General features: G+C 70.6%; 13 protein-coding genes. 7 read left to right on the forward strand and 6 right to left on the reverse strand.

Annotated features, from left to right (window positions below; translation table 11 throughout):
• Positions 1 to 32: 32 nt before the first annotated feature.
• Entirely contained in the window at positions 33 to 1,079 is a 1,047-nt protein-coding gene (locus BKK80_RS02240; protein ID WP_083383909.1) for a Bug family tripartite tricarboxylate transporter substrate binding protein, read from the reverse strand.
• Positions 1,080 to 1,310: 231 nt separating this feature from the next.
• Between BKK80_RS02240 and BKK80_RS02245 the strand changes: the two genes are divergently transcribed.
• Both BKK80_RS02245 and BKK80_RS02250 read left to right on the forward strand, forming a co-directional pair.
• A complete protein-coding gene (locus BKK80_RS02245) occupies positions 1,311 to 1,922 on the forward strand; it encodes a MarR family winged helix-turn-helix transcriptional regulator (RefSeq protein WP_071068554.1) in 612 nt (203 codons plus the stop codon).
• A 148-nt stretch (positions 1,923 to 2,070) separates the two neighbouring features.
• On the forward strand, positions 2,071 to 2,895 hold the full coding sequence (locus tag BKK80_RS02250; protein ID WP_231907967.1) for a tetratricopeptide repeat protein: 825 nt from the start codon (positions 2,071 to 2,073) through the stop codon (positions 2,893 to 2,895).
• Between the two features lie 12 nt (positions 2,896 to 2,907).
• Here BKK80_RS02250 and rodA read toward each other — a convergent pair whose 3' ends face one another.
• From rodA to BKK80_RS02275, 5 genes are all read right to left on the reverse strand, one after another.
• Positions 2,908 to 4,050, reverse strand: coding sequence for a rod shape-determining protein RodA (rodA, locus tag BKK80_RS02255; protein ID WP_071010678.1), 1,143 nt, complete (start codon positions 4,048 to 4,050; stop codon positions 2,908 to 2,910).
• Positions 4,051 to 4,061: 11 nt separating this feature from the next.
• Positions 4,062 to 6,425: a penicillin-binding protein 2 gene (mrdA, locus tag BKK80_RS02260; RefSeq protein WP_071037619.1), complete on the reverse strand. Its 2,364-nt coding sequence runs from the start codon at positions 6,423 to 6,425 to the stop codon at positions 4,062 to 4,064.
• Between the two features lie 75 nt (positions 6,426 to 6,500).
• Positions 6,501 to 7,013 (reverse strand): rod shape-determining protein MreD, encoded by a 513-nt coding sequence (mreD, locus tag BKK80_RS02265; RefSeq protein ID WP_071010680.1) that lies wholly within the window; start codon positions 7,011 to 7,013, stop codon positions 6,501 to 6,503.
• Positions 7,010 to 8,065: a rod shape-determining protein MreC gene (mreC, locus tag BKK80_RS02270; protein ID WP_071068555.1), complete on the reverse strand. Its 1,056-nt coding sequence runs from the start codon at positions 8,063 to 8,065 to the stop codon at positions 7,010 to 7,012. The genes mreD and mreC overlap by 4 nt, the downstream gene beginning before the upstream one ends.
• A gap of 138 nt (positions 8,066 to 8,203) precedes the next feature.
• Positions 8,204 to 9,247 carry a rod shape-determining protein gene (locus BKK80_RS02275; RefSeq protein ID WP_071010682.1) on the reverse strand — a complete coding sequence of 348 codons (1,044 nt, stop codon included), beginning with the start codon at positions 9,245 to 9,247 and terminating at the stop codon, positions 8,204 to 8,206.
• 577 nt (positions 9,248 to 9,824) lie between these two features.
• On the opposite strand from BKK80_RS02275, the gene gatC reads away from it, so the two are divergent.
• From gatC to gatB, 5 genes are all read left to right on the forward strand, one after another.
• Positions 9,825 to 10,124, forward strand: coding sequence for an Asp-tRNA(Asn)/Glu-tRNA(Gln) amidotransferase subunit GatC (gene gatC, locus BKK80_RS02280; protein ID WP_071010683.1), 300 nt, complete (start codon positions 9,825 to 9,827; stop codon positions 10,122 to 10,124).
• Between the two features lie 117 nt (positions 10,125 to 10,241).
• Positions 10,242 to 11,747 carry an Asp-tRNA(Asn)/Glu-tRNA(Gln) amidotransferase subunit GatA gene (gene gatA / locus BKK80_RS02285; RefSeq protein WP_071068556.1) on the forward strand — a complete coding sequence of 502 codons (1,506 nt, stop codon included), beginning with the start codon at positions 10,242 to 10,244 and terminating at the stop codon, positions 11,745 to 11,747.
• Complete coding sequence (locus tag BKK80_RS02290; protein ID WP_071015979.1) at positions 11,747 to 12,220, forward strand: hypothetical protein; 474 nt, start codon at positions 11,747 to 11,749, stop codon at positions 12,218 to 12,220. Before gatA ends, BKK80_RS02290 begins: the two co-directional genes overlap by 1 nt.
• 5 nt (positions 12,221 to 12,225) lie before the next feature.
• Positions 12,226 to 13,194 (forward strand): dienelactone hydrolase family protein, encoded by a 969-nt coding sequence (locus BKK80_RS02295; protein WP_071010685.1) that lies wholly within the window; start codon positions 12,226 to 12,228, stop codon positions 13,192 to 13,194.
• 107 nt (positions 13,195 to 13,301) lie between these two features.
• Positions 13,302 to 14,759, forward strand: a complete 1,458-nt coding sequence (gene gatB, locus BKK80_RS02300; RefSeq protein WP_071010686.1) for an Asp-tRNA(Asn)/Glu-tRNA(Gln) amidotransferase subunit GatB — start codon at positions 13,302 to 13,304, stop codon at positions 14,757 to 14,759.
• The last annotated feature ends 77 nt before the right edge of the window (positions 14,760 to 14,836 follow it).

The raw sequence follows: 14,836 nt of genomic DNA on the forward strand, positions 1-14,836 counted from the left end.
CCGGGCCTGCCGGCGCTGGTTCGGCGGGGGCTTCAGTCGCCGGTGTAGCCCGAGGCCTTGACGATGGGGCCCCACTTGGCGCGGTCGTCGGCCAGCAGGCGGGCGAACTGCTCCGGCGTGCCGCTCTGCGGGTCCAGTCCCATCTTGACGAAGCGCTCGCGCAGGTCGGGGGCCTGCAGCGCCTTGACGATGGCGGCGTTCAGGCGCGCCACCACCGGCGCGGGCGTGCCCGCCGGCACGAAGATGCCGTTGCGGCCCAGGCCTTCGATGTCCTTGTGGCCGAGTTCGCCGAAGGTCGGCACCTCGGGCAGCGCGGCCGAGCGTTGGGTGCCCGAGCTGGCCAGCACGCGGATCTTGCCGCTGCGGTGCATCTCGGCGAGGTCGCCCAGGGTGTCGATGGCGGCGGGCACCTGGCCGCCGACCAGCGCCGTGATCTCGGGGGTGGAGCCGTTGAAGGGCACGTGCAGCATGGTCACGCCCAGCTGCTTGCCGAACAGCAGGCCGAAGAAGTGGGGCAGGCTGCCCAGCGCGGGCGAGGCGAAGGAGTTGTTCTGCGGGCTGGCGCGCAGCCAGCTGACGTACTCCTGCAGGGTCTTGGCCGGCACGCCCGGGCCGACCGCCAGCGCGAGCTGGAAGTTGGCGGTCTGGGCCACCGGGGTGAAGTCGCGCACGGCGTCGTAGTGCAGCTTGCTGTACACCAGCGGTGCGATGGTCATCACGGCGCTGTTGGCCAGTACCAGGGTGGTGCCGTCGGCCGGCTGGGTGCGCGCATAGTCCATCGCCAGGCGGCCGCCGGCGCCGGGCTTGTTCTCCACCACCACGGTCTGCTTGAGCGACTCGCGCAGCTTGTCGGCGATCAGGCGGGCGGTCAGGTCCGAGGTGCCGCCGCCGGGATAGCCGACCACGATGCGGATCGGCTTGTCGCTGGCCTGGGCACGGGCGCCGGGCGCGGCGAAGGCGGCGATGGCCGTCACCGTGGCGGCGGTCGCGGCGGAAGCCAGCGCGGTGGAGACGGAGGAGGCGGCAGGGCGGGGCAGCAGGGCGCGCAGCGCGCGCGGTATCAGCGTGGCGGGGGTCATGGTTCCTCTGCGGGTCGGGTCCGGACGGGGCCGGCCAATCTATCGAACGCACCCGATGGCGCCAACGAAGCCTTGTGCAGATCGATCTGCGCAAATCTCATGTCGGCGTCCCGGCCCGGCGGCGCGCGCCGGGCGGGTGCGCCGCTCCCGCTGTCTCCTCGGGTGGCGGCGCCTGCCACGCTAACACCGGCCCATATAATCCACCTAGTCAACTAATTGTGCGGGTGCGGCATGGATCAAGCGCGGCAGGGGCAGGGCGGCGGCGGACCGGCGGACACGCTCCGGCAGCCGGCCACGCTGCGCCAGTTCCTCAACTACCGGCTCTACCACCTGACGCGCGCGGCGCTGGGGGCGAGCGCGCTGCACCTGCGCGCCGCGGCCGGCGTCAGCCGGCGCGAGTGGCGCATGATTTCCTTCCTGGGGGAATGCCCGGGCACGCGCTTGACCGAATTGGCCGCCAGCGCCGGACTGGACAAGGTGCTGGCGAGCCGCGCCATGCAGGCCCTGATGGCGCGCGGCCTGGTGCGGCGCGAGGTCGGCGCCGGCGACCGCCGCGCGGCATCCTTCGCCCTGACCGAGGCCGGACAGGCGGTCTACCGCAGCGCCTTCGCCCGCGCGCTCGACTTCAATACGCAGTTGGCGTCCTGCCTGGACGAGGAGGAGGCCGCGCTGCTGTCGCGCTGCCTGGACAAGCTGCAGGCGCACGCCGCGCAACTGCTGGCCGAGGCGCAGTCGCTGCCGCACGCGGCGCCCGCGCCGGCCGGGCCGGCCGATGCCGCGGCGGATCCGCTGCGGCTCTGGCGCGGGCAGGCTCCGACCGATTTCAGGGATTCGGTGGACTAGTCCATTGGGTCAGAGAAAGCGCACCCGGGAGGCGCTGCCGATCGGGGGTGCCTTTCGAATGACGCAGTGGACTATCTCCGGCCTCCTACACTGGAAGCGGAGGGCGCCGCCGGCGGCCTTCGCCGCCCACGCCCCCGGGGAGCCCGTCATGCGTCACATGTTCCGCCGCCACGCTGTTCCCGCTGCAGGGTGCCCGCCGCGGCACGGCACCAGCCATGCATGGCTGCCATGGTGGCGCCTGCTGGCCCTGCTCGTCCTGATCCTGTTGCTGGTCCTGCTGGCGGCGCCGTCGGCCGGCGCCGCGGCCGGCCCGGCCGTGCCGGCGGCCGCGCGCGTGGTGACCGAGCAGGCGCTGGCGGCCTACCAGGCCGGCCGCTTCGAGCAGGCGCTGGCCGGCTTCGGCCGCGCCGCCCGGGAGGGCGACCGCCTGGCCCAGTACGACTACGCGATGATGCTGCTGCGCGGCGAAGGCACGCCGGTGCGTGCCGACGAGGCCATGGTCTGGCTGAAGAAGGCGGCCGACAACGACATGACCCATGCCCAGTACACCTGGGGCGAGATGTACGAGCATGGCGACCTGCTGCCGCGCTCGCTGGAGCAGGCCAACGTCTGGTATGAACGGGCCGCGCGTGGCGGCCATGTGGCGGCGCAGATGGCGCTGGCCACCAACTACTTCACCGGGCGCGGCGTGGCGCGCGACTACGGCAAGGCGTTCCAGTGGTACCGGCGTGCCGCCGACGCGGGCAACGGGGATGCCCAGTACATCGTGGCCAGCTACTACGAGCGCGGCGAGCCCGGCGTGGTCGGCCAGGACGCCGGCCAGGCGCGCATCTGGTACGCGCGCTCGGCCGCGCACGGCGATCCCGCCGCGCTGGCCAAGCTGCGTTCGATGATCGAGCAGGACGTGCGCGAGCGCCAGGCGCGCCAGGACCAGCTCGACCACCGCGGGGAGCGCGCCGGGGCCGGACCCTAGCCGGGCTCCGGGTCAGCTCTGGATCAGCCGCTTCTGGCGCGAGATGCTCATCAGGATGCCGATGCCCATGCCCAGCGTCACCAGGGCGGTGCCGCCATAGCTCATCAGCGGCAGCGGCACGCCCACCACCGGCAGGATGCCGCTCACCATGCCCATGTTGACGAAGGCATAGGTGAAGAAGATCAGCGTCACGGCGCCGGCCAGCAGCCGCGAGAACAGCGTCGGCGCGTTGGCGGCGATATACAGGCCGCGGAAGATCAGCATCAGGTAGAGCACCAGCAGCATGGCGTTGCCGACCAGGCCGAATTCCTCCGAGTAGACCGCGAAGATGAAGTCGGTGTGCTTCTCGGGAATGAACTCCAGGTGCGTCTGCGTGCCCTTGAGCCAGCCCTTGCCGGTGACGCCGCCCGAGCCGATGGCGATGATCGACTGGATGGTGTGGAAGCCCTTTCCGAGCGGGTCGGTGGTGGGATCGAGCAGCGTACAGATGCGGTGCTGCTGGTAGTCGTGCAGGATCGGCCAGTTGACGCCCGGCGCGCAGATCTTGCTCTCGAAGCTGACCAGCAGGGTGATGGCCACCACCACCACGCCCAGCAGCGGCAGGATGATCTTCCAGCTCAGGCCGGCGAAGTAGATCACGTAGAGGCCGGCGGCCATCACCAGCAGCGCGGTGCCGAGGTCGGGCTGCTTGGCGATCAGGCCGACCGGCACGAGCAGCAGCAGCAGCGCGACCAGGAAGTCGAACCACCGGATCACGCCCTCCCGCTTCTGGAAGTACCAGGCCAGCATCAGCGGCATGGCGATCTTCATGATCTCGGAGGGCTGGATCACCATGCCCACGTTGAGCCAGCGGCGCGCGCCCTTGCGGATCAGGCCGAACATGGCCACCGCCACCAGCAGGGCCACGCCGACCGTGTAGAGCGGTACCGCCACCCGCATCAGCGTCTGCGTCGGCAGGTAGGCGATGACCAGCATCACCGCGTACGACAGCAGGATGTTGCGCAACTGGTCCTCGACCCGGCCCGGCATGTCGATGGCGGCCGAGTAGAGCGCGACGATGCCGGTGGCGAAGATCAGGAAGACGATCAGCGCCAGCGGCTTGTCGAAGCCGGTGAGCGCCGATTTGACGAGCGATATGACGCGGCGGCGATCCATGCGCGTCTCCTTCAACGTGCAGCCTCGGGCGCGGCGGCCTTGGCGCGGGGTTTGACGGCGGGGCGGGGCGCGACGTGGGCGGCCGCCGTGGGCGCCGGCGCCGAAGCGGGCTTGGGCTTGCTGTGCCCCAGGGCCTGCTGCATGCGCTGTTCCAGGGTTTCCTCGGCGTCGGCCGGGGCGATGGCGGCGGGATCGAGCGCCGCGGCCATGCCCGCGCTCGCGCGCTCGGGCACGGCCGGGGCTGACGCCGAGGCCGCCGCGGCAGAAGCGCCGGCCGAAGCGGTGGCGGGGGCCGACGCGCCCGCCACCGCGGGCGTGCCGGCCGGGCCGGAGGCGGCCGCCGCCGAAGCGCCGGCATTGGCCATCACGGTGGCGGTGGCGGCGCTGGCGGTGAGGCCGGTGGTGAACACGCTGGGCGTGTCCACCGGCGGCTGGCCGCCCGCGCGCTCGCTGGCCGGCGGGGCGATGTCGGCCAGCTCGGCCGGCCATTTGCCCTGCAGGTAGTAGTCCATCATCTTGCGCGCGATCGGCGCGGCCTCGGCCGCACCCCAGCCGGCGTTCTCCACGATCAGCGCGATGGCGATCCTGGGATGGTCGACCGGCGCGAAGGCCGTGTACAGCGCGTGATCGCGCTTGTGTTCATCCAGCGCGTGATGGTTGTACTTCTCGTTCTTGCCGAGCGAGAAGGTCTGTGCCGTGCCGGTCTTGCCGGCCGACTCGTAGGCGGCGCCGGCGAAGGCGCGCGCCGCCGTGCCCGCGTGCGTGACGCCCACCATGGCACGCTTGATCACGTCGATGTCGGCCTGCTTGAGCGGGATGCGGTAGCTTTCCTTGGGCACCGTCAGCGCGCGGGCGCGCGAGATCGAGTCTTCCACCGCCTTGACCAGGTGAGGCTTCATGGCGACGCCGTTGTTGGCCAGGATGGCGGTGGCGTTGGCCAGCTGCAGGATGGTGAAGTTGTTGTAGCCCTGGCCGATGCCCAGCGAGATGGTCTCGCCGTCATACCACTTCTGCTGCTCGGGACGGCGGTAGGCGCGCCGCTTCCAGTCGGTCGAGGGCAGGATGCCGCGCGCCTCGCCCTCGATGTCGATGCCGGTCAGCTGGCCGAAGCCGAGCGGCTTCATGAAGTCGTGGATGCCGTTGACGCCCATGTCGCGCGCCAGCATGTAGTAGTAGGTGTCGCACGACTGCACGATGGACTGGTACATGTCCACCCAGCCGTGGCCGCCCGGCTTGTCGTCGCGGAAGGTGTGGTTGCCGAGCGTGAACGAGCCGGGATCGTGGAAGCCCCAGGCCGCGGTGCGCTTGCCGGTGGCCAGCGCCGCCAGCGCCATGAAGGGCTTGTAGGTCGAGCCGGGCGGGTAGGTGCCGCGCAGCGGGCGGTTCAGCAGCGGCTTGTCGGGCGAGTTGTTGAGCTCGTTCCAGGTATTGGTGTCGATCCCCTCGACGAACAGGTTGGGGTCGAAGGTCGGCTTGGAGACGAAGGCGAGGATGTCGCCGGTCTCCGGCTCGATCGCCACCAGCGCGCCGCGGCGGTTGCCGAACAGGGCCTCGCCGAGCTGCTGCAGGCGGATGTCGAGCGACAGGATCAGGTTGTTGCCGGGCGTGGCGGGGGAGGTCGACAGCGTCCGCACCGGGCGGCCGCCGGCGGTCACTTCGACCTCCTCGAAGCCGGTCAGCCCGTGCAGCTCGGTCTCGTAGCTCTGCTCGATGCCGATCTTGCCGATGTAGTTGGTGCCCTTGTAGTTGTCCGCATCCTTGCGCGGGTCGTACTTGGCGCCCTCGGCGTCATTGGCCTCGTCCATCGCCTCGATGCGCTCCTGGTCGCGCTGCGAGATGCGGCCCAGGTAGCCGATCACGTGGGAGGCCGCCTCGCCCAGCGGGTACTGGCGGAACAGGCGCGCGCGCACGTCCACGCCGGGGAAGCGGAAGCGCTGGGCGGAGAAGCGCGCCACTTCCTCGTCGGTAAGCTGGCTGCGGATCGGCAGGCTCTCGAAGCTGCGCGATTCCTCCAGCAGCCGCTTGAAGCGGCGCCGGTCGCGCGGCTGGATGTCGATCACCTTGGACAGCGCGTCGATGGTGTCGTCGAGCGATTCGGTCAGCTTGGACGGCGTGATCTCCAGCGTGTAGGCGGAGTAGTTGCGCGCCAGCACGAGGCCGTTGCGGTCCATGATGATGCCGCGGTTGGGCTCGATCGGCGCCACCGAGATGCGGTTGTCCTCGGCCTTGGCCGAGTACTGGTCGTGCTTGTACCACTGCAGCCAGAGGAAGCGCGAAAGCAGCAGGCCGAAGCAGATCACGGCGAAGAAAGCCGCGGCCGCCACGCGGATGCGGAAGCGGCCGATTTCCTGTTCGACGTTGCGGATTTCGGTCATGGTACTGCGACGGTTGCCTGGGCAGGTTGGCGTGGAGGGCGGGACACGGCGGCGGGCCGGACGCGGGCGGGGGCGCTACAGCGGCCGCGTCTCGTCGACATCGCTCGGCCTGCGCTGCGGCGCCAGCAGCAGCGCGGTGGCCATCGGCCACAGCAGCGCCTCGATGCCCGGCGCCAGCAGCACGGTCCAGTCGGGCAGCGGCGCGCCCATGATCAGCCGGATCAGCACCGGCACCGCGTGCGCGATGAACAGCAGCGGCAGTATGTGCAGCGCCTGCGTGTAGACGGTGAACCACAGCACGCGGCGGTGGATGGTGATGGCGAAATAGGCCAGCAGCGTATAGGCCATGGCGTGCTCGCCGAGCAGGCGGGCATCGTGCACGTCCATCAGCAGGCCGAGCAGGAAGGCCACGCCCATGCCGACCTTGCGCGGCTGGTGGATGTTCCAGAACACCAGCACCAGCGCCACCATGTCGGGGATCCACAGCGTGGTGCCCCACGGCAGCAGGTTGAACAGGAAGGCCAGCACGAAGCTCAGCGCGATGAAGATGGGGTTGACCGGCCGCAGCAGGTATTGGGGATTGGTCAACGCTTGGACTCCTTGTCTGCGGCCTTCTCTGCCTTTTCCGCCTTCTCGGCGGCACGCTCGACCGGGGTGCGGGGCTCGGCGCGCGGGCCGCCGCGCTGGCCGGCCTTGGGTTCGCCGCCGCGCGCGTCCGACTTGGCCTGCGCCGCGGCCTTGATCCCGGCGCGCGAACCCTTGGTGTCGGCGGCGGTGCCGTCGTCCTTGGCCTCCAGGTCGCGCACGCCGGACTCGTAGCGCAGCACCAGCAGCTGGCGGTGCGCGCGCACGCCGGCCACCGGCTCGCAGTAGACGCGCGAGAAGGCGGTGTCGGCCTTGCGTTCGATCTTGACGATCTTGGCCACCGGCAGGCCGGCCGGATAGACACCGTCGAGGCCGGAGGTGACCAGCAGGTCGCCCTGCTGCAGGTCGGCCGAGGCCGCCATGAAGCGCAGGTCGAGCAGGCCCGCGCGGGCGCCGCCGAAGGCGACGCTGCGCAGGCCGTTGCGCACCACCTGCACCGGGATGGCCTGGTCCTTGTCGGTCAGCAGCGTGACCTCGGACTGGAAGGGCGAGACGCGCGTGACCTGGCCGACCACGCCGCGCTCGTCGATGACCGGGTAGCCGGGGCGAAGGCCCTGCTGGCTGCCGCGGTCGATCACGATGCGCTGGCTGTAGGGGTCGCGGGCCTCGTAGAGGATCTCGGCGGCGGTCACCGGCGTGGCGGACTGCTGCTGCAGGTCGAGCAGCTTGCGCAGTTGCTGGTTCTCCGCTTCGAGCTGGGCCTGCCGCACCGCGGTCTCGGCCTCCAGCACCGCGCGCTGGCGCAGTTCGCGGTTTTCCGTGGCCAGCGCGGCGGAGGACTGCGCGTAATCCAGCATGGCGCGGATCGCGTCGCGCGGTACCAGGACCAGGCGCTCGACCGGCATCAGCACGGTGGCGGCGACCTGCCGCGCCACGTTCATCGCATTGAAGCGGGCGTCGACCACCAGCAGCACGAGCGAGATCAGCACGTACAGGACGAGGCGCGCGACAGCCGAGGTGCCCTGCTTGAAGAGCGGCGGAGGGGTGTAATCCATTTACCCGTGCACAGGCGTGGACGCCCCGGCCGCCGGTGTCGACGCGGCGGGCGGGGATCGGTGGGCGGCGCGGCGGGGCACGGCGGGGCCCGGGGTGTCAGGCTGGCCGCGTTCCGCCATCGGTGGCTCCTGGGGGGCTTATTCGTACGAGAAGATGCTGCCGAGCTTGTCCATGCGCTCGAGCGCCATGCCCGAGCCGCGCACCACGCAGGTCAGCGGGTCTTCGGCCACCAGCACCGGCAGGCCGGTCTCTTCCGCCAGCAGGCGGTCGAGGTCGCGCAGCAGGGCGCCGCCGCCGGTCAGCATCATGCCGCGCTCGGCGATGTCCGCGCCCAGTTCCGGCGGGGTCTGTTCCAGCGCGATCTTGACCGCCGACACGATCTGGTTGAGGGGGTCGGTCAGGGCTTCCAGGATCTCGTTGGAGGAGACCGTGAAGGCGCGCGGGATGCCCTCGGACAGGTTGCGGCCCTTGACTTCCATCTCGCGCACCTCGGAGCCCGGGAAGGCCGAGCCGATTTCCTTCTTGATGGCCTCGGCGGTCTGCTCGCCGATCAGCATGCCGTAGTTGCGGCGGATGTAGTTGACGATGGCCTCGTCGAACTTGTCGCCGCCGACGCGCACCGAGCCCTTGTAGACCATGCCGCCCAGCGAGATGATGCCCACCTCGGTGGTGCCGCCGCCGATATCGACGACCATCGAGCCGGACGGCTCGGAGACCGGCAGGCCGGCGCCGATCGCGGCGGCCATCGGTTCCTCGATCAGGTAGACCTGGCTGGCGCCGGCGCCCAGTGCCGATTCGCGGATGGCGCGGCGCTCGACCTGGGTCGAGCCGCACGGCACGCAGATGATGATGCGCGGGCTCGGGCGCAGCAGCTTCGAGTCGTGCACCATCTTGATGAACTGCTTGAGCATCTGCTCGGTGACGGTGAAGTCGGCGATCACGCCGTCCTTCATCGGGCGGATGGCCTCGATGTTGCCGGGGACCTTGCCCAGCATCTGCTTGGCTTCCTTGCCGACCGCCGTGATGGTCTTCTTGGCGTTGGGGCCGCCTTCCTGGCGGATGGCGACGACCGAGGGCTCGTCCAGCACGATGCCGCGGTCGCGCATGTAGATCAGGGTGTTGGCGGTACCCAGGTCGATCGCCAGGTCGTTGGAGAAGTAGCTGCGGAGAAATCCGAACATCAGGAATCCTGTCTTGTGTTGGTTCGCGGGTATGCGAAACGGCCGGCGCCGATGGCGGTGCCGGCCGCTATGTGTGCGTGTACGGGGTTTGGCGCAAGGCTGCCTGCCGGTTCGGCCGCATTCCGCCATGCATTCCAGGGCCGCGGCAGGCGGCCCCGGTGCCGGAAGGCTGTCCGGTGCCCGCGCGACCACGCGCGCGAGGCGTTCTGGAACCTTTGATTAAACGCCGCGCAAAAGTTCTTCAGAAGTTTCACGCGGCATGGCACGACATTGCGCGGCTCGATGCCGCGCCCGCCCGCCGGGCCTAATCAGAGGATCCGTGTGCGCGCCGACGGCGGCTCGGGCGGCACGGCCGGATGGTGACTTGGGCGTCACTGCCAGCGGTGCCTGCCAGCTCGTGTGGCGCAGGCGTTGCCGAAGATCGGCAACAGGTAATGATACCTTATAATTCCCCCTGTTTCGGGGGCATTGGCCTCGAAAAAACCTGTAACTTTGTCCAACCGGGGCGCACTGCCCGGCACCTCCGTGGTGCCGGCCGGCTGTCCGCGCCGCGGTCGGTCCCGCACTCTAGCACGCCATGGCCCTCGACCTTTCCGACGTCAAGCGTATCGCCCACCTGGCCCGCATCGAGATCAGCGATGAGGAGGCCGGACAGACGCTGACGCAGCTCAACAATTTCTTCTCCCTGGTCGAACAGATGCAGGCAGTCGACACCGCCGGCCTGGAGCCGCTGGCCCACCCGCTGTCGGCGGTGCGCGAGATGTCCCAGCGCCTGCGCGACGACGCGGTGACCGAGGCCGACCGGCGCGACGACTACCAGCGCCCGGCGCCGGCGGTCGAGCGCGGGCTCTACCTCGTGCCCAAGGTCATCGAGTAAGCCAGGCCGGCGCCCGCGCCGGGGCCGACCGGCCCGCCGCGTTGCGCCGCCACCCGACCCGGCACGCCCCGGACCCGACCGGGCCGCCAGGCCACACCAGACGCCATCCCGATTGTCATGTCCCTTTCCGTCGATTCCGTGACTTCCCTGCGCCAGCTCTCCGATGCCCTGGCGGCACGCACCGTTTCCGCCGAGGAGCTCGCGCGCGAGTACCTGGCCCGCATCGAGCGCGCCGGCGCGCTGAACGCCTTCGTCGATGTGAATCCCGAGCTGACGCTGGCCCAGGCCCGCGCCGCCGACGAGCGCCGCGCGCGCGGCGAGGCCGGCGCCCTGACCGGCGTGCCCATCGCGCACAAGGACGTCTTCGTCACGCGTGGCTGGCGCGCCACGGCGGGCTCGCGCATGCTGGCCGACTACGAAAGCCCCTTCGATGCCACCGTGGTCGAACGCCTGGCCGCGGCTGGCATGGTGACGCTGGGCAAGACCAATATGGACGAGTTCGCCATGGGCTCGTCCAACGAGAATTCCTACTTCGGCGCCGTGCGCAATCCCTGGGACGCGGCGCGCGTGCCCGGCGGCTCCTCTGGCGGCTCGGCCGCCGCGGTGGCCGCCGGCCTGGCGCCGGCCGCCACCGGCACCGACACCGGCGGCTCGATCCGCCAGCCGGCGTCGTTCTCCGGCATCACGGGCATCAAGCCCACCTATGGCCGCGTCTCGCGCTACGGCATGATCGCCTTCGCCTCCTCGCTCGACCAGGGCGGCCCGATGGCCCGCAGCGCCGAGGACTGCGCGCTGCTGCTGTCGGCGATGGCGGGTTTCGACACGCGCGATTCGACCAGCCTGGCGCCCGAGCAGGGGGGCGTGGACGAGGACTTCACGCGGCTGCTGGGCCGGCCCTGGGCCAGTGCCGACGCCGCCAGGCCGCTGGCCGGCCTGCGCATCGGCCTGCCCAGGGAATACTTCGGCGCCGGCTTGTCGGCCGACGTCGAGCAGGCGGTGCGCGCCGCGCTGGCCGAGTACGAGAAGCTGGGCGCCACGCTGGTCGAGGTGTCGCTGCCCAAGACCGAGCTGTCGATCCCCGTCTACTACGTGATCGCGCCGGCCGAGGCTTCGTCCAACCTGTCGCGCTTCGACGGCGTGCGCTACGGCCACCGCGCCGCCGAGTACCGCGACCTGCTCGACATGTACAAGAAGACCCGCGCCGAAGGCTTCGGCGCCGAGGTCAAGCGCCGCATCCTGGTGGGCGCCTACGTGCTGTCGCACGGCTACTACGACGCCTACTACCTGCAGGCGCAGAAGATCCGCCGCATCATCGCCGACGATTTCCAGCGCGCCTTCGCCCAGTGCGACGTGATCATGGGCCCGGTGGCGCCCACGGTGGCATGGAAGCTGGGCGAGAAGAGCGCCGATCCGGTGCAGATGTATCTGGCCGACATCTTTACGCTGTCGACCAGCCTGGCCGGCCTGCCCGGCATGAGCGTGCCGTGCGGCTTCGGCGAGGCCGGCATGCCGGTCGGCCTGCAGCTGATCGGCAATTACTTCGACGAGGCGCGCCTGCTGCAGGCGGCGCACGCCTTCCAGCAGGCGACCGACTGGCATCTGCGCCAGCCGGCCGAGGCATGATGAAAGCGGGGCGCTGGCCGAGCCGAACGGCGCTGGCGGCGCTGCTGGCGCTGCTCGCCGCGCTGCTGGGCGGCTGCATCCCGCTGCCGCGCATCGGCGGGCCGACCCCGATCGCCTATCGCACCATCGACCTGGCCGGCGATTGCCGCCGTACCGAGGAAGACGGCTTCCGCGAGGATGCGCAGCTGCGCGTGGTCAACAACAATGTGCAGCAGCTCTCGTGGAAGCTGTGGGTGGGCAAGCGCGGTTCCTGCAGCTTCAACCTGGCCGACTTCCACCAGGTCAAGTCGCGGCCGAGCATCGCGCTGCGGGCCAATGACGGCAGCGCCTGCGAACTGATGATCTGGCAGGACCCGCGCCGCGTCACGCTGGCGCACGCCAACTGCCAGCAGCGCTGTACCCCGGGCATCTACGAGGAAGCCTGGCCGGTGCTGTTCGAGCCGGGTGGCGGCGGCTGCGCACAGACGAGGTGACAACGATGGGTGCCCGCCGATCCTGCTTTGCCGCCACGCCGTGGCGCCGCCTGCTCCGCCTGGGCGGGAGCGTCGCCGCGCTGCTGGGCGCGCTGGTGTGGTGGCAGGAGCCGGCGGCGGCCCACGCGCACGCCCATGCCGGCGCGCCGGGGCCGGCCGTGCAGGCGCTGCAGCTGCCCGGCGCGCCCGGCGAGCCGGACCTGCCCGCCTACTGGTTCCGCCCGTCGGAGCCCGAAGGCGTGCATGCGCCGCCGCAGCCGGTGGTGGTCGCGCTGCACGGCTGCGCGGGCCTGTACCGGCGCAGCGAGATGTCGGCGTCGGCGCTGGACGCGCGCTACCGCGACTACGCCCGCTGGCTGACCGCGCGCGGCTACGCCGTGCTGATGCCGGACAGTTTCGGCGCGCGCGGCAAGCCGCGCGGCATCTGCAGCGAGCGCTTCGACAGCCGCGCCATCGACGCCGCCACGCGCCGCGCCGATGTGCTGGCCGCGCTGCGCTGGGTGGCGCAGCAGCCCGGCGTCGACGCCGGGCACATCGTGCTGCTGGGCTGGTCGAACGGCGCGCAGGCGGTGCTGGCCACGCTCGACGGCAGCCGCGGCTGGCCTGTCGGCACGCCGTCGGTGGAGCGCGCGGTGGCGTTCTACCCGGGCTGCAACCAGGCGCTGCAGCAGCGCGACTTCCGGCTGCGCTCGCCGCTGCTGCTGATGATCGGCGGCGCCGACGACTGGACGCCCGCCACCCGCTGCGTCATGCTGCGCGACGCGGTGAAGGCGCGCCAGCCGGATGTGCGCTTCCAGCTGCAGATCTTTCCCGGCGCCTACCACGGCTTCGATGGCAGCGATGCCCTGCACCTGCGCCGAGACGTCCCTGGCGGCGCCCGGCCCGGCAAGGGCGTCACGGTGGGCGGCGATCCGGCCGCGCGCGATGCGGCGCTGCTGCAGCTCGATGCCTGGCTGGCGGCCGAGGAGCCCTGAGCGCCGGCGGCGACGCGCACGAAGACACGAATGAAGACGCCGCGCGGGCGGATGGCCCGGGCGGAACGAACGATAGTCAAGATCAAGATACGAACAGGAATACCGCCATGCAATGGGAAGTGGTGATCGGCCTCGAGACGCACACGCAGCTGTCGACGGCCTCCAAGATTTTCTCCGGCGCCTCCACCGCCTTCGGCGCGGCGCCCAACACCCAGGCTTCGCCGGTTGACCTGGCGCTGCCGGGCGTGCTGCCGGTGCTCAACCGCGGCGCGGTCGAGCGCGCCATCGAGTTCGGCCTGGCGATCGGCGCCACCATCGCGCCGCGCAGCGTCTTCGCGCGCAAGAATTACTTCTACCCTGACCTGCCCAAGGGCTACCAGATCAGCCAGTACGAGATCCCGGTGGTGCAGGGCGGCGCCATCACGGTCCAGGTCGAGGGCAAGAAGGGCGAGTTCTACGAGAAGACCATCCAGCTGACGCGGGCCCACCTGGAGGAGGATGCGGGCAAGTCGCTGCATGAGGACTTCGCCGGCATGACCGGCATCGACCTGAACCGCGCCGGCACGCCGCTGCTGGAGATCGTCACCGAGCCCGACATGCGCAGCGCGGCCGAGGCGGTCGCCTATGCCAAGGCGCTGCACTCGCTGGTGGTGTGGCTGGGCATCTGCGATGGCAATATGCAGGAAGGCAGCTTCCGCTGCGACGCCAACGTCTCCGTGCGTCCGCTGGGCCAGAAGGAATTCGGCACGCGCCGCGAGATCAAGAACCTGAACTCGTTCCGCTTCCTGCAGCAGGCCATCGAGTACGAAGTGCAGTGGCAGATCGCCGAGATCGAGGACGGCCGCAAGATCCAGCAGGCCACCGTGCTGTTCGATCCGGACACCGGCGAGACGCGCGCGATGCGCACCAAGGAAGACGCGCACGACTACCGCTACTTCCCCGATCCCGACCTGCTGCCGCTGGAGATCGGCGCCGACTGGATCGAACGCGTCCGGAGCGGGCTGCCCGAGCTGCCCGCCGCGATGCAGCAGCGCTTCACCGGCGACTATGGCCTGCCCGCCTATGACGCGAGCATCCTGACCGCCTCGCGCGGCATGGCCGACTACTTCGAGGCGGTGGTGGCGGAGGCCGGCGCGGCCAATGCCAAGCCGGCGGCCAACTGGCTGATGGGCGACGTGGCCTCCCAGCTCAACCGCGAAGGCATCGCGCTGGAAGCCGCGCCGGTCAAGCCGGCGCAGCTGGCCCGGCTGCTGCAGCGCATCGCCGACGGTACGGTGTCGAACAACACGGCCAAGAAGGACGTGTTCCCGGCCATGTGGGCGGGCGAGGCGGGCGGCGATGCCGACGCCATCATCGCCGCCAAGGGCCTCAAGCAGATGTCCGACTCGGGCGAGCTGGAGAAGATCATCGACGAGGTGCTGGCTGCCAACGCCAAGTCGGTCGAGGAATTCCGCGCCGGCAAGGAAAAGGCCTTCAACGCACTGGTGGGCCAGGCCATGAAGGCGACCAAGGGCAAGGCCAACCCGGCCCAGGTCAACGCGCTGCTCAAGCAGAAGCTGGGCTGACGGCAACCGGCGCGGCGGCCAGCGCCGCGCGCCGGCACGATATTGCTAAACTCCTGCGAGACCACCAGCCAGAACGC

The sequence above is a fragment of the Cupriavidus malaysiensis genome (assembly GCF_001854325.1).
Classification (GTDB): Bacteria; Pseudomonadota; Gammaproteobacteria; order Burkholderiales; family Burkholderiaceae; genus Cupriavidus; species Cupriavidus malaysiensis.